Annotated in this window: 15 protein-coding genes; 5 read left to right on the forward strand and 10 right to left on the reverse strand. The window is 55.1% G+C overall.

Going from position 1 to position 14,606, the window contains the following annotated elements; translation table 11 throughout:
* Window positions 1-18: 18 nt before the first annotated feature.
* Window positions 19-627 (reverse strand): MarR family winged helix-turn-helix transcriptional regulator, encoded by a 609-nt coding sequence (locus BBOU_RS05040; RefSeq protein ID WP_051616816.1) that lies wholly within the window; start codon window positions 625-627, stop codon window positions 19-21.
* 348 nt (window positions 628-975) lie between these two features.
* Here BBOU_RS05040 and BBOU_RS05045 point away from each other — a divergent pair, with 348 nt between their 5' ends.
* Both BBOU_RS05045 and tnpB read left to right on the forward strand, forming a co-directional pair.
* Window positions 976-1,566 (forward strand): IS607 family transposase, encoded by a 591-nt coding sequence (locus BBOU_RS05045; protein WP_026503116.1) that lies wholly within the window; start codon window positions 976-978, stop codon window positions 1,564-1,566.
* Complete coding sequence (gene tnpB / locus BBOU_RS05050) at window positions 1,553-2,833, forward strand: IS607 family element RNA-guided endonuclease TnpB (RefSeq protein WP_026503115.1); 1,281 nt, start codon at window positions 1,553-1,555, stop codon at window positions 2,831-2,833. Before BBOU_RS05045 ends, tnpB begins: the two co-directional genes overlap by 14 nt.
* 85 nt (window positions 2,834-2,918) lie before the next feature.
* Here the strand turns inward: tnpB and BBOU_RS05055 are convergent, their stop codons facing one another.
* Window positions 2,919-3,296, reverse strand: a complete 378-nt coding sequence (locus tag BBOU_RS05055; protein ID WP_033490239.1) for a winged helix-turn-helix transcriptional regulator — start codon at window positions 3,294-3,296, stop codon at window positions 2,919-2,921.
* A gap of 156 nt (window positions 3,297-3,452) precedes the next feature.
* Between BBOU_RS05055 and BBOU_RS05060 the strand changes: the two genes are divergently transcribed.
* On the forward strand, window positions 3,453-4,028 hold the full coding sequence (locus BBOU_RS05060; RefSeq protein ID WP_026503114.1) for an NADPH-dependent F420 reductase: 576 nt from the start codon (window positions 3,453-3,455) through the stop codon (window positions 4,026-4,028).
* 577 nt (window positions 4,029-4,605) lie between these two features.
* On the opposite strand, the gene BBOU_RS05065 is transcribed toward BBOU_RS05060, so the two are convergent.
* The 3 genes from BBOU_RS05065 to BBOU_RS05075 all read right to left on the reverse strand — a co-directional run bounded on the left by BBOU_RS05065 (window position 4,606) and on the right by BBOU_RS05075 (window position 8,325).
* Entirely contained in the window at window positions 4,606-5,856 is a 1,251-nt protein-coding gene (locus BBOU_RS05065; protein ID WP_026503113.1) for an OFA family MFS transporter, read from the reverse strand.
* A 694-nt stretch (window positions 5,857-6,550) separates the two neighbouring features.
* Window positions 6,551-7,672, reverse strand: a complete 1,122-nt coding sequence (locus tag BBOU_RS05070; RefSeq protein ID WP_026503112.1) for an aldo/keto reductase — start codon at window positions 7,670-7,672, stop codon at window positions 6,551-6,553.
* 98 nt (window positions 7,673-7,770) lie between these two features.
* Window positions 7,771-8,325 carry a PhzA/PhzB family protein gene (locus tag BBOU_RS05075; protein ID WP_238552059.1) on the reverse strand — a complete coding sequence of 185 codons (555 nt, stop codon included), beginning with the start codon at window positions 8,323-8,325 and terminating at the stop codon, window positions 7,771-7,773.
* An 80-nt stretch (window positions 8,326-8,405) separates the two neighbouring features.
* Here BBOU_RS05075 and BBOU_RS05080 point away from each other — a divergent pair, with 80 nt between their 5' ends.
* The gene (locus BBOU_RS05080; RefSeq protein ID WP_026503110.1) at window positions 8,406-8,624 is read left to right on the forward strand and encodes an AbrB/MazE/SpoVT family DNA-binding domain-containing protein; all 219 of its coding nucleotides are present in this window, start codon (window positions 8,406-8,408) and stop codon (window positions 8,622-8,624) included.
* Window positions 8,621-10,027, forward strand: coding sequence for a macrolide family glycosyltransferase (locus BBOU_RS05085; protein WP_026503109.1), 1,407 nt, complete (start codon window positions 8,621-8,623; stop codon window positions 10,025-10,027). Before BBOU_RS05080 ends, BBOU_RS05085 begins: the two co-directional genes overlap by 4 nt.
* A 196-nt stretch (window positions 10,028-10,223) precedes the next feature.
* Here the strand turns inward: BBOU_RS05085 and BBOU_RS09365 are convergent, their stop codons facing one another.
* The 5 genes from BBOU_RS09365 to BBOU_RS05105 all read right to left on the reverse strand — a co-directional run bounded on the left by BBOU_RS09365 (window position 10,224) and on the right by BBOU_RS05105 (window position 14,369).
* The gene (locus tag BBOU_RS09365; protein ID WP_202961013.1) at window positions 10,224-10,400 is read right to left on the reverse strand and encodes a hypothetical protein; all 177 of its coding nucleotides are present in this window, start codon (window positions 10,398-10,400) and stop codon (window positions 10,224-10,226) included.
* Complete coding sequence (gene mobQ / locus BBOU_RS05090) at window positions 10,373-11,671, reverse strand: MobQ family relaxase (protein ID WP_202961014.1); 1,299 nt, start codon at window positions 11,669-11,671, stop codon at window positions 10,373-10,375. The genes BBOU_RS09365 and mobQ overlap by 28 nt, the downstream gene beginning before the upstream one ends.
* Before the next feature lie 136 nt (window positions 11,672-11,807).
* The gene (locus tag BBOU_RS05095; RefSeq protein ID WP_081815537.1) at window positions 11,808-12,170 is read right to left on the reverse strand and encodes a DUF3847 domain-containing protein; all 363 of its coding nucleotides are present in this window, start codon (window positions 12,168-12,170) and stop codon (window positions 11,808-11,810) included.
* A gap of 65 nt (window positions 12,171-12,235) precedes the next feature.
* Window positions 12,236-12,430, reverse strand: coding sequence for a TnpW family protein (locus BBOU_RS05100; protein ID WP_026503108.1), 195 nt, complete (start codon window positions 12,428-12,430; stop codon window positions 12,236-12,238).
* A gap of 79 nt (window positions 12,431-12,509) precedes the next feature.
* Complete coding sequence (locus BBOU_RS05105) at window positions 12,510-14,369, reverse strand: recombinase family protein (protein ID WP_026503107.1); 1,860 nt, start codon at window positions 14,367-14,369, stop codon at window positions 12,510-12,512.
* Window positions 14,370-14,606 lie beyond the last annotated feature (237 nt).

Genomic DNA, 14,606 nt, shown 5'->3' on the forward strand with positions numbered 1-14,606 from the left:
CGGTGATTGTTGAACGGGTTATCCGCGTTGGGGTGCGGCAGGCGGAGCGGCGGCGCGTGCAGCGGCGTCTGTATCGGCGAACGGGCATTCTTCCGGCCGGGCTGCCGTCAGTGTGATGTTCTCGCGGTCTTGAGCCGGCCGGTATTGCAGGCCGTTGTCTTCGAAAGCCTTGGCGATTGTCGACTCATCAGGGGTTTGGGCGCCTGGGCCGCACAGACTGGTATAGACCATGAACTGTGCGAGCAAATCCAGGAATTCCGCGGTGCGACGCTCCCCCATCTGCCCGAAGATCCAGCGCAGGCGTTCCTCTCTCATCTGCCGGTGGAGCGCGACCAAGTTGCGGCCTTCCGGGGTGATGCGCACGATAACCCGCCGACGGTTTTCCGGGTCCACCGTGCGGGTCGCCCAGCCTTTTTTCTCCAGCGCCGCGAGAATCGCTGAAATACGGCCCGGGCTGTTTCCAGTCGTCTCGGCAAGGTGGCCTGGCGTGCATGCACCTTGGGCGGCCAACTCGCGCATCACCGCCGGTTCGCCGCGATGGACGCGATTCATGTGCTCCATCATGGCCGAATGGCTTCCGGACATGATGGTGTGCATGCGTTCGAGCGCGTCATCTTCAAATGCCACAGCAAGCTCCTTTCTGGTATCGGGGATTGCGGCTATCAGTCCTGATTGTTTATACTCTTCATATTTCATAGTGTCAAATATTTATAGTGCCAAATGTGCCGGCAGGAAAAGCCTGGAAATCAGACGGACGGCGCCGAGCGCCGAGGCCAAGTGCCACCGTGCGAGGATTGGCTCACACACCGGGGCACAAGACGCCCAAAACCCATGAACCCAGCCGCTCCACACCCGACTTTGTGAGGAACCACTCGCACAACGCGCGCCTGACGCCGCCGCGTGGTGATACGGGGGTGTTCATCTGTTGGCGTATGAGTGGTATATTCTTGCTTATCATATGTTATCATTGTTGGCATGCAGGTTCGTGAATGGGCGGAACGGGAACACCTCAACCCGTACACCGTGTGGAAATGGTGCCGGGAAGGCAAAATGCCCGTCCCCACGGAACACACGCCCACCGGCATGTGGCTCATCCACGACCCCAAATACGAAACCGCCCCCAAACCCGCGACAACCGGGCGCACCGTATGCTATGCGCGCGTCTCATCAAGCGATCAGAAGGACGACCTGCAACGGCAGGCGGACCGGCTCAAGGCGTTCGCCGTGAACCTCGGCATTATGGACGCGGAAGTGGTCACCGAAATCGGTTCCGGCATGAACGACAGGCGACGCAAGCTCAACCGCCTGCTCAAAGACCCGACCGTCGCCACGCTCATCGTCGAACACAGGGACAGGCTCGCCCGCATGGACGCGGGTCTCGTCGAAAGCGCGTTGGAGGCGTCCGGGCGCAGGCTCGTCATCGTGGACGACACCGAACTCGACGATGATCTGGTCCGTGACATGACCGAGGTGCTGATCTCGTTCTGCGCCCGCCTGTACGGGCGTCGTTCCGCCCGGCATCGCGCGGAACAGGCGTTGGAGGCGATACGCGATGACCGCGTATGAGGCCGTGAGAATCAGGCTCGACCCCACACCGCGACAGGAACGGATGCTCATGTCGCATGCCGGCGCGGCCCGATTCGCCTACAACCTCATGCTCTCCCACGTCACACGGCAGCTGTCACTCGGGGAACGGCCGGACTGGACGATGTACGCGATGCGCCGCTGGTGGAACGAATGGAAGCAGGAAATCGCCCCATGGTGGCGTCAGAACAGCAAGGAAGCATACAACAGCGCGTTCGAATGGCTCTCCCTTGCGTTGAAGAACTGGTCGGACAGCCGCAAAGGACGCCGCAAAGGACGCAAGACCGGCTGGCCGCGATACAAGTCGAAACGGACAAGCGTCCCGCGATTCGCGTACACGACCGGCAGGTTCGGGCTCATCGACGGCGACCCGAAAGCCCTGCGACTGCCGCGCATCGGGCGGGTCCACTGCATGGAGAACGCCGCAAGGCTCGTACGCGGCAGGCGCATCGTGCGCATGACCGTCAGCCGCCGGGCCGGCGCATGGTACGCGGCGCTCACCGTCGAACAACAGCCCGGCACCCATCCCACGGCGAAAACACGCCGCCGCGACTATCCGGTGGGCGTGGATCTGGGCGTCAAAACCCTCGCCACCCTGTCGGACGGCACCGTGTTCCCCAATCCACACGCCTACGCGCGCAGCCAACGCAAGCTCCGCCGCGCGCAACAGACGCTGTCCCGTCGTGAACGCGGGTCGAACCGGTGGGGCAGGAGCCTCGACCGGTTGCGTCGCGTCCACATGCGCGTCACGGCGCAACGCGCCGACCATGTCGGCAAGCTCACCGCATGGCTCGCGGCCACCTACCCGTCCATCAGCATCGAAGACCTCAACGTGCAAGGCATGACCCATAATCACAGGCTCGCCAAGCACGTGCTCGACGCGGATTTCGCCGAGTTCCGCCGCCAACTCGAATACAAGACCGCACGCACCGGCGCGAGACTGCATGTCATCGACCGGTGGTACCCAAGCAGCAAGACATGCCACCGCTGCGGGACAGTGAAAACCAAACTGCCCCTGGGCGAACGCGTCTACCATTGCGACAAGTGCGGCCTGACCGTGGACCGCGACCTGAACGCGGCCATCAATATCATGGTCGCCGGGAGTGCCCCGGAGACCCTAAACGCGCGCGGAGGGGACGTAAGACGACCCGGCTCGCCCGAGGCTACGCAGACCCCCGTGAAACGTGAACCAAGCAGGCGTGCGAACGCCGTGAGACTTGGAGCTGCCCCGGGCAACCGGGGCATGTAAGCACGGGTTAAATAACCAACATGCTTACAACGGGCCGACGATTACACCCGCCCGGCGGAGACGTGGCCGAACGCCAAAGAAAGATCTATGCCGCTTGGCCTTCCGGCGATACCGATTGCGCGTTGACGATCTCGTCGAGTGCGAGATAGAGGCTATCGAACAAGTCGAGACTCTGCTTGGCGATTTGGTGCCCGGGCTCAGTCAGCGCGTACGTGCCGGCGGCGTCATCTTTGACGACCAGACGGTCTTCGACCAGTGCGGCGAGCGTCGCGGACAGCATGCGGTCACTGATGCCATCGACCCGCTCGCGGATCTGCCCAAAGCGCAACGACCCGTCCAACAGCGCGGCGAGCACGAGGATGCTCCAGCGTCGCGTCACGTCATTCAACAGTTTGCGCGACGGGCATGCCGCGGCGAAAACGTTGAAATGATGCGGATTCTTTGGGTTTTCCGATGATGTCATGCCCTCCATTCTACCGACGACACGCCGGAAGTGCTAACAAAAAGTAAGTGGTAGCATCGTCTTAGCGCTAACAATTTGTTAGTAGGCACGGCTCCGCACACACGGACACGGCGAACCACAACGCAAGCGGCACACACCCGCACGAAAGGAACCATCATGGCAACCATCACAATCTTCGGTACCGGCAACATGGGCACCGCCATCAAGAGCGTCTTCGAGGACGCGGGCGCGACCGTTCAGTCCCTCGACTCCCACTCCGAAAACCCGACCATCGAAGGCGACATCGTCGTACTCGCCGTCCCGTATCCGGCCCTCGCCTCCATCGCCGAACAGTACGGCGACCAGCTGGAAGGCAAGACCGTCGTCGACATCACCAACCCGCTGGACTTCTCCACCTTCGATTCGCTCGTCGTGCCGGCAGACAGCTCCGCCGCCGCCGAGCTGCAAGCCAAGCTCCCCAAGTCGCACGTGCTCAAAGCGTTCAACACCGTCTTCGCCGCGAACATCGCATCCAAGAAGACCGGCAACGCCCAGTCCACCGTGCTGGTCGCCGGCGATGACGACGCCGCCAAGGCCGCGTTCATCGACCTGGTGAAGGCCGGCGGTCTTGACGCCATCGACGCAGGCGCCCTGAAGCGTGCGCGCGAGCTCGAAGCCTTCGGATTCCTGCAGCTGGCCCTCGCCGTGCAGAAGAAGATCGGCTTCAACGCCGGCTTCGCCGTGTACCGCTGACCACGATAGCGGGTCGCGGGCAGTAACGAGCGACCCGCAGCAGAACCATCGGCAGATTCCTCAGGTCCCGGTATCCATGGAACTTGCGGATCTGTCGATTCGTCGTTTCCGAACGGGAACGCGGGACGTCGCAACCCGCAGTTCCACATCACGCGAATCAAGCCCCGATTCCCATCGTATGGAAAAGATACCGGAGGATTCGGGCAGATCACCGGCGTCCACGGCACTGCAGCACAGCAGGGATCGTTGGAATCATGCGGTTCCCGCTTTCGGACACGGACCAGCAGATCGCCGAGTGCCGACCCGCGCCTCCAGACCTGTAACATCGCCCATCAATCTTCATCGTGTGGAACGAATACCGACGAGCCATGCGACCGCGATTGGTGCAGTCGCGCATCGTCCGCCTCACCGTATATCAGGCGATTCGACTTCCGCCAAATCCCGGACCATCGCCCGCAGCCCGCATCGCACCGGCATAATCGAGTGATGCCGCCCGGCAGCGCAAGCCACTGGACGGCATCATCAACCGGCCGGAAACACCTGACCGACTCGCCCACTCGGGCACAATCAACCTGGATCAGGCATCGGCATGCGCATTATCCGCAGGTTTGCGGTCGCGCATCACCAGCAGAATCGCCACCAGGGCGACCGTGTACAGCACGGCCAGCATCGGCATCAACGCGGCATACCGGTGCGACTGGTCAGCGGCATGCGTCACCACGAAGGATGCCAGCTGGTTGCCGGACAGTCCGGCGAAAGCCCACGCGCTCAACGCCAGCCCATGCACCGTCGAGACGGAGGACATACCGAAATGCTGTTCCAACAGTACCGGCAGGGTGGAGAAACCGCCGCCATACCCCGCGTTGACCAGGAACAGCATCATAAGAATCATCCACAATGTGCCGTTGTCAATCGAATGGAACACGACCTGCAACAGGCAGACGACAATGGACATCACGAAAATCACCACGTAGCTGGTTTCGCGGCGGCGGCAGTGGTCGGACAGCGTGGAAAAGCCCAGTCGGCCTACCGCGTTGAACACCGCGTCAACCGCCAGCACCGTACTGATGACGCCGGCGGTCGCGGCGGCGAAGGCAGCAGTATCAAGCCCTGCGAAGCGCGGCATCACCGCGAGCGCATCATGCAGAATGTCCTTTTCCTGCGAAATCAGCGCAAGACCGCACGTGATATTGAGGTAGAAGGCGAGCCAGATCGCCCAGAACACCGGGCGACGCATCACCGTGCGACGCCTGACACGCGCGGCAGCGGAGTACACGTAGCCTGCGGGGCGGCGGATCAGCAGAAAGCCGGCGAACATCATGACCGCGTACACCACGGCCAGCACGTAGAACATGTTCACGAGGCCGACGGAGGCGATCAGCCAGGTCATCACCGGGCTGGCGATCGCTTTGGCGAGGCCGAATCCCGCGACCGCGATACCCGTGGCGAGGCCTTTGTTATCGGCAAACCACAGCATGAGGTTCTTGACCGGCGTGAGGTATCCGACGCCCAGGCCGACGCCCATGATTGCGCCATAGCAGATGAACACGCCGGGCAGCCAGCCGGCGGCGATGCTCGCACCCGTGCCGGCGAATCCGGCGACGAAGCAGACCAGGCTGATCAATGCGGAACGGCGGATGTCCTTCTCCACGACCGGGCCCAAGAATGCGGCGGACATGCCGAGAAAGAAGATCGCGAGCGAGAAGCCCCATTCGATGGTGCTCGGGGCGACGTGCATCTGATCGGCTATGAGCTGTTTGAATACGCTCCAGCAGTAGACGGTGCCGATGGAAATATGGATGAGCAGCGCGGGGACGACCGCGCGCATCCAACGGTTGTCGAGACGGCTCGGCGTATGGGCCGCAGGGCTCGGCGCGACGATGCTGGCATCTGCCGGGCGGGTGGATGACGGTGAAATCGGCTGGGTGGTGGTTGCCATAACTTCCTCTCCGCAGCGATGGCGGAGATGTTCGGTTAACACCTTCGCATCTCTGCCCGACTGACTGTATCAGGCTTTTTCTGAGGATGCTGGAATGTGAGTGGCGTCACATGCGAACAATCGAAATGTTCGTTTCCGTGATGATTTTCGGGTTGATTGTGCGGTGCTGCGCGGTTCGCGCAAGCGATGATGTTCGGTTGCGATTGAGGGTTGCGTTACGGCGCGAACCGTGCAGCGTACGACAGCTTGGCACAAAACAGCTCGAGGAGAATACAAACTAGCTACACCAAGAAACCCACCAGCGTAAACAGTTCGAGAAACCACACAAACCAGCCACACCAACAAACCCACCAACGTAAACAGTTTGAGAGGGGCTCTAATGCATAGCTCCGGCGCGGCAGCCAAACAAACCCCATTCCATCCCCGACTTTTCACAGGTAGATCGACACTACAAGACTGATTTATACGGGCTTATACACCGCGATACTTTTCTATACTCGTGGCAAATATGACAGAAACATACCCATCAGTAAAGTCGCAGCATTTCCTCAGATTACGTACGACCGTGACCAGCAAACCAGCATCACATTCCAGCGGCCATTGTCTGCCGGCGGGCGGCGACGACGGCGTTAAGACGGACGAGGTCATCCGGGGCGAGATCAAGTCGCGCTGCCGCGAAGGAATCGTGGATTTCCTGCGGATTACGGGCGCTGGGAATGGTGAACAGGCGCGGGTATTGCGCCAATTCCCAAGCGAGCGTCACCCGCTGGTGGGATACGCCGAGCTTCGCCGCGACCTCGCGGAACGGGTCATACGCATGTCGGTCGACCGGGTCAAGGAACCCGCCGAGCGGACTCCAACATACGAACGCCAAACCCAGTTGCCGGCAGTATTCCAGCGTATGTTCCGGATCGGGGTGCGATGGCGAGAACTGGTTTTGTACGGCGACCAGCCTGTCGCCAAGAATCCCCCTCGCGATATCGATCTGTTCGCGGTTCACGCGCGAAATGCCGGCATACCTGATGACGCCGGCATCCAGCAGATCACGCAGGGCGCCGATCTGATCGGCATATGGCACTGCAGGATCAGGGCCGTGCGAGTACAACAGGTTAAGCGCGTCCACACCGAGGTGCCGCGCTGATTCCTTCGCGTCGCGGATCATAGTTTCCGGCCGCGAATCCGCCATCCAGCCGTATCGGCTTCCTGCCGCTTGAAGGTGCTGGCGTTCCGGCACGCCACCCGCCGAGGGTGTTTCACGTGGAACATCGCCCGTTTCACGTGAAACACTGGAGCAATCGGCATTCACACTGCCGCTGTCCCCTGTTTCACGTGAAACATCCACACAGCCAGCATCGCCAGCGCCTGCTGTGACGGCTTCACAAGTCCGCCGATATCCGGTTTTGGTGGCAACCAACACGTCTTCACGCGGCCCATTCCATGATGCCAGCGCATCACGGACCAAGAGCTCGCCATACCCGAGGTCCCCCGGCTCCCCCATCCCCGGACGGCTGGGCAGATAGTACGACCACGCCGTATCCAAATACCGGACACCTTCATCGAGTGCGGCATGGATTGTCCGTATCGCTGTCTCACGGTCCGGACGCCCCTCGATGGCGAGCGCCATCGTGCCCATGCCGATGCGCGGGATATCAAAGCCCGCGAGTCGTCCGTCGTATGAGTCACCCTTGCCATGCCTCGTTCGCATGTCGGCATTTTCACCCATATCGGTCATTCGCCCATCACCTCGTTATTCCTCGTTGCAGCCCTGCACCGCGGGCCTGCTGCTTTTCCGCTCCACCCCACTCAGGCGCTCGGGAAATCCCCCAGTTCGATGGTTGGGGTTGGCATGCCCAGCGCACGCATCTCGACTATCGGGTTCGTGAATTCGCGCTCGCGGTAGATCAGGCCGTCCCGCATTTCGAACGAATAGATGAAATGATTGCGATAGAACACCGGGTCATGGCCGGGAAGGTTGATATTGCCTTCGCCGTCGCACTCCGCCCACACACGATCCGGATCGTCCGTTGTCCAAATCGTGATATTGCTCCATGCCCAATCAGGGAAATGCTCGGACGACCATACGTCATATTTTGCAATATTCTCGCGTCCTTGGGCGAAAACCGGCTCGCCGGAATCCGATGTCCACAATCCGGAAATCCCGTCTTCGCAGAACAGTTCATGCCGGTGCAGCAGCGCATCGCCGTGTCCGGAATGCAGGTATTTGTCCACCATCGCACGATTGTGTTCGCGGCGTTCTTGTCCATCATCGAAACTCATACCCACCACTGTCACCACGACGTCGGACAATCCGTCAACCTCCAAGCGTACGGCCACGCCGCCCATGAAGCGTTTTGTCAAGTGCTTTTTCGTATTTATTGACATTTTTATAATATTGGAGTATGATTTGTATAACAAATCATACTTTGGAGGTGAATGAAATGAGTGCACAGAAAGGTCAATATGCTTGGATGGCTACAGTTGGTGAAAAGGGACAGATTGTAATACCCAAGCAGGCACGCGAGATATTTGGAATAAAGCCCGGCGACACCTTATTTCTTTTCGGGGACGAGAAAAGAGGAATTGTAATTCCTCCGAAAGAGGAGTTTTCGGAGCTGTTTGGCAAGGTGTTTCTTGAAAAGGACGGCGATAACAAATGAAAAAGATAGCATTCTTTTGTATTCCCGCTCACGGTCATACCAATCCTATGCTTCCCGTTGCGTCTGAATTAGTCAAACGCGGCAATACTGTCAGGTTTTATTCGTTCGATGAGTTTGAGAACAAAATAAAGGCGACAGGCGCGGACTTCGTTTCGTGCAACGCATTCCTCGGCGAATTAACGGAAACGGAAGAAGCAGGACTTAAAAATGTTTCCACTACGGAAATGACGATTCAGGATATCCGTATTACTCTTAGTATGGACGCTTTTCTTGATGAAGAATTCAAAACCTTTCAGCCCGATGTCGTGTATGCCGATTCCGTCTGTTTCTGGGGCAAGCTGAACGCATGGAAACACAATGTTCCGTTGGTCGTTTCGACAAGCACATTTGCATTCAATCAGATGGCTTCGCAATATATGAAAAACTCCCCCAAGGAACTTGCGGATATGGTTTTCGGGCTGCCGAAAATATCAAAGGAACTGAAAATGCTTAAACCTTACGGGTACAAGGTAAAGAACGCATTGTCTCTTGTTCAGAGTGATAACAAAACCGACTCGGTTGTTTATACATCAGAAAGATTTCAACCGTATTCCGAAAGCTTTTCTGACCACTATGTCTTTGTAGGTCCATCTGTGTTTTCAAAGATTGAGCCGGACAAAGAAAAGGAAAGGCCGCTCGTATATATTTCAATGGGAACGGTTATAAACGACAGACCTGATTTTTATGCCAAATGCATTGATGCTCTCAAAGACGAAAAGGTTGATGTCATAATCTCCTGCGGAAATGCACTTGATATTTCCGTTCTCGGTGAACTGCCCGAAAATATTAAAGTATATCCTTATGTTGATCAGCTTGATGTTTTGTCAAGAGTGGACGCATTTATCACACACTGCGGCATGAACAGCGTTTCTGAAAGTCTGTATATGGCGACACCGATGATTCTGTATCCGCAGACAAGCGAACAGCAGGCGGTTGCAAGACGTGCAAAAGAAATCGGGGCGGGAGTTATGCTTACAAACGATTCGGTTCATGGAATCCGTTCTGCGGTTCTTGAAATACTTAACAATAATACTTACGCCGCAGGAGCTAAGGAATGCAGCGAAGATTTTCGCTCGTGTTCGGGAACTGTCGGAGCGGCAGCTTTTATTGAAAATGCTCCGCACGAATCCGAGGGTGTTGATATTTTAGAAGAACTAAATAAATCGAACGGCAAAATTCAGATTTTGTATTGGCTGGCTGCTACCGCACTGGTTGTTCTTTTCGGACTGCTGACAAGCTGGAAATACGTCTGGATTATAGGAATTGCTGCGGGAGTACTATCAACGCCGATAATCAAGGCGATACAGAAGAAAAAATATAATTCCTTTGTTGAAAAATATGGAAAGAAAAGAAAAAATGATTAGGCTATTAATTTAGGTTTGCTAAATATTTTGCACACCCGCGTTAATGTATGATACCGCAGGAATTGACATTGACACCCCGACATTTATAGATGATTTCGAATACGCTTTCTGGCAATAAAATCTGCCTTATCGAAAAGATTATAAACTAATACCATGTAACGGCGGGATAGTGCTATTATCCCGCCGTTGTTCTTTTTTACCGTTCATGCTCATGCTTCCGTGTCGGCTGTTCTCTGCCGTTTTCTTCTTTCAGAATACTGTAAACATTCCTGCGGATTTGCTCCACTTCCTTGACCTCATCTTTGAGCGTGTAATACTGTTGGGTCAGTAGTTTCTTCTCGCCGCTTAGCTTGTCGCGTTCCGCTTTCCACACCTTGGAATACCTGTCTTGCCGTTCATCACGGCGTTCAGATAGCGTTCTGCGGCTTCGTAGTGGGTCAGTTCCATGCGGTGGCTTTCGTAAAACGCTTCCTGCTTTTTCGGCTTCTGCTGTTTGTATTTTCTGTAAATATCGCGGTACTGAAAATACTTCTCGGCATTTGAAATATGCTCGTCAAGGGTTTTCAATCGCCTGTCTATGGGTTTCAGTTTTTCCGCAATGCTGCGCTGCTTGCCGTACATATCCTCAACCTTTTCTTCCAGTCCCGCCATATCCTTAATGTCGTTTGTCTGCAAAAACATCAGCATATTCGCAGCCGCTTTCAGATTGTGGATAGTGGTGTATCGGCTCTGTTTTCCGCTTTGTTCACGCTTTGACAAGATACCCTGTATCACGTCGGCAAGGGTGGGCGGTTCGGTGTTGGCAGCTTCTTCTTTCAGCCAGTTTTGCAGCTTGGATATACGCGCTTTAAGCTGCCGCAAACGCTGATTTGTGACTTCGATTTCTCGGTTGAGGTTGCCGCGCTCGGTGCGTATTCCTCGCTTCTCCATCTGAAAAGCCGCCACGCCTAAATGAACGGTGGGGATTTGGTCTATCCCTTGCCGCGCATAGCTGCGGTGATCTATACGCTCGGCGTGTCCGTTCTGTTCCAATGCCCGATTGCAGATTTCAGCCCATGCCGACCGCCATTCCTCCGCTTTTGTCTGCTCGTTCCAATCGGTGGCGGGAATGGATTTGCATTTGTAGGAACGCTTTTTCGGGTCATAGATTTTGTTTCCGTCCCTGTCAAGAATATACTCTTTTTTCTGTTTTACTCCCCATGTGCCGTCCTGCTCAATGGGGCGTATCGTCAGCATAATATGGGCGTGAGGGTTGCCGTCCTCTTTGTCGTGTATGGCTATGTCAGCGCACATTCCCACATTTACAAACTGCTCCTTTACATACTCCCTCACAAGAGAAATGCCCTGCTCCCTTGTCAATTCTTTCGGCAGGGCTATTTCAATCTCCCTTGCAAGCTGTGCGTTTTTCGCTTTCTCGATTTTCTCAACTGCGTTCCACAAAACAGCGCGGTCTGCATACTCTGTGGGGGCGTGGTCGGGCAGCAAAATCTCGGTATGAACGACGCCGCCTTTGCGGGTGTAGTCGTGAGTGATTCCGTCATATTCGTTGGTGAGATTTTCACCGCTGCGATAAGCGGCGGCAGCAACGGCAGACTTGCCCTTGCCGCGTGAGATGATTTTAATACTGCAATGGTAAATCGCCATGCGCTGCGCTCCTTTCTGCGGGCATTGCCCGCTGTTTTCTTTTGTGCCGACAGGCACAAAACGCCGTCTGCAAGACCGCACATACCACATTCATGTGGTATATAAGTGCGCCCTTGCTAAAAGCAAGGGTATGGGATTAGTCCCTTACCCTTGCGTCGCTGCCGTCGTCCTCGTCTGCGTCCTCGTCGTCCTGCGTTTCCGTATAGGCTGCATTTCTCGCTGTTTGCTGTGTGCCCCGCTGTGCTGTCAATCCGTCCAGTATGCGGCGGCTGTGTTCGGCGGCTATGGTTTTTTCAAGGAAGATTTGGAACTGCTCGTCTGTCAGCGATATGCTTTCGGGCAGCATACTTTCAAATAGCCCCATGCGCTTGCAAAGGCGTTTCGTTCTGTCCTTTCGCTCCTGCTGCTTCTGTTCTTGGATCAGCTTCTTTCTTTGGTTTTCAAGCTGCGTCATCTGTAATTCGATGGCTGCGATTTTCTCTGCTTTGGTTTTTGCCATGTGATTTTCTCCTTTCGATTTTTGGATGGGATAGGATAGGAAGGGAATGGAAAAGACGGCTTGTTTTACTCTGTTTTCTCGGAACGGATTGCCTTTAGCAGCTTATCTTGAAACGTGTCCTTGCTACCGTGGTTGAAAAATATCTCGGCAATGAAAGTCTTTGCGCCAAACTTTCTTGTGAGCACGCCGTCCGGCTTTCGGGCTGCGGTCTGTTCCTCGGTCTGAATTTCTTCGGCCTGTGCTTCGGTTTTTTCTGTCATTAAAGTCCTCCTTCACTTAACGCAAAAAGAGATTTCCCGTTGATAGGAAACCTCTTTTCGTGGTGTTGGTTATTCGGTTTTAGGTTGCGGCTTGTAGCTTTTTCTTTGCTCTATATTCCCTCGCTTTCATTCGCTCATATTCGCGGCACCTTTCAAGGTTTTTCTTACGGTATTCCTTGTAATAGGCTCGATGGTAGGCGCGGGATTTCTCTCTTTTGGCTTCTTCGATTTCAGCCCTCATGCGTTCACATTCCTGCTCCGTTGGCTCTAACTGTGCTGTCAGTTCATTCTCAAATCTGCCGATATGATTGAAATACACCTCAATGCGGTGAACGGCGTATTTTGACCTTTTTACATCGCGTTCATGGACAAGGATTTTGCTGATAAACTCGTTTAGGATAGCGGGGGTAAGCTCGGTAAAGGCGGCATAGCGTTCTGTCAGCTTCATAAACCTTTGCGCTCGTCCGTCTGCGTTCTCAAACTCGGAAAGCTGCTCCTTGATTTCTGCAAGCTCCGTTTTCAGTGTGTAGTATTCTTCGGAGTATTTCTGCGACATCTGCTCATAGCGGTCTTGCTCAATCCTGCCGAGGGCAATATCCTCATAGAGCTTGTTCAAAACCGTGTCGATCTGTTCAAGCCTTGCCGTGATTTGCGGTATGCGCTTTTGCTGCTTCTTCACCTTGTCCGTCTGCTGTATGGCAAGGCTCTTTTTGACTAAGGCTTCAAAGTCTGCTCTGTTGCTGATAGAGTAGTCCGCGATTTTGCGCAGCACGTCCGCGACGGTCTGCAAGAGTAAATCCGCGTCAATATTGTGCGGGGAATGGCATTTAGGATTTTTGCTTTTGCCCTTGCGGTATTCGCTGCAAAAAGCAACGTGCCGCTTGCCGCTATACCTGTAATCTATGCGTATGTGCATTTTTGCCCCGCAATCTTTACAGAAAAGCAAGCCTGACAAGGGGTGTATTTCTCCGTCCCCATTTGGACGTCTGACAGGCGCGTTTTCCAATATGCGCTGCACGTTTTCAAAGGTGTTGCGGTCGATGATCGGCTCATGCACGTTTTCAAATATCTGCCACTCGTTTTTATCCACATAGTGGTTGCGCTTATCCCTGTAATGCTTCGCCGTCTTGAAGTTCACCACGTCACCGCAATACTCTTGTCTTGTGAGAATGCGGGTCAAGGTCGCCTTGTTCCAGTTGTAGCGGTTTTCCTCGTTCAGATTTCGGCTTTTTGATGTTCCTCTGTCATGATATTTGAGATAAAAGGTTGGGGTCAGAACTTCCTCATTTTCCAGATAAACGGCAATCTGATTTCTGTTTTTGCCCTCAAGAAACAGGCTGAAAATAAGACGGACAACGGCGGCGGCTTCCTCGTCAATAATCCAGTAATCCTTGTTGTCGGGGTCTTTCATATAGCCATAGGGGGCTTCGGTGGCGATTGGCTTTCCGCTCATGCCTTTGGTCTTGATGCCTGTTTTTACTTTCTTGCTGATGTCCTTTGCATACCACTCCGACATGATATTGATAAACGGCGCAAACTCCAATGTGTCGGGCTTCTCGCTGTCTATGCCGTTGTTGACGGCGATAAAGCGCACCCTGTTCCTGCGGAAAATCTCCATAGCGTTTCCCACTTGGAGATAATCGCGTCCCCAGCGGGTCATGTCTTTCATAACGACAATGCCGATTTTCCCGCTTTCCACATCGTCCATCATTCGCACATAGGCGGAGCGGTCAAAGAATCTGCCGCTTTCGTCGTCGTCGATATAATGGCGGATGTTCGTCAGCTTTTCCTGCCTTGCGTACCTCTCTAAAAAAGCCTTTTGATTCACAATGCTGTTGCTCTCGCCGCCGTCCCTGTCCTCGTCACCAACTGAAAGGCGGGAGTATAGCGCGGTGATCTTGTTGTATTGTGTCATGGCGTTATCCTCCTTTGCGTCCATGTATGCGTCCTTACAGTTGATAGTTTGCACCCCACCGGGCCGCGCTTGTCCGGGGGCGTTGCCTAGGATGGCCTCACAACCGAACGGGAGCCCGCAAGGGCTGAGAGGAAGCCACGACTTCGACCGTCAACTTGATGCGGGTAATGCCGCCGTAAGTATGCGATTGTTCAATTCGTGATTCCTTGCACCGTTCGCAACACACCACAACAGAATAAGCATGACCGGGTCATGAAGGAG

Source organism: Bifidobacterium boum (assembly GCF_000741535.1).
Taxonomy (GTDB): Bacteria; Actinomycetota; Actinomycetes; order Actinomycetales; family Bifidobacteriaceae; genus Bifidobacterium; species Bifidobacterium boum.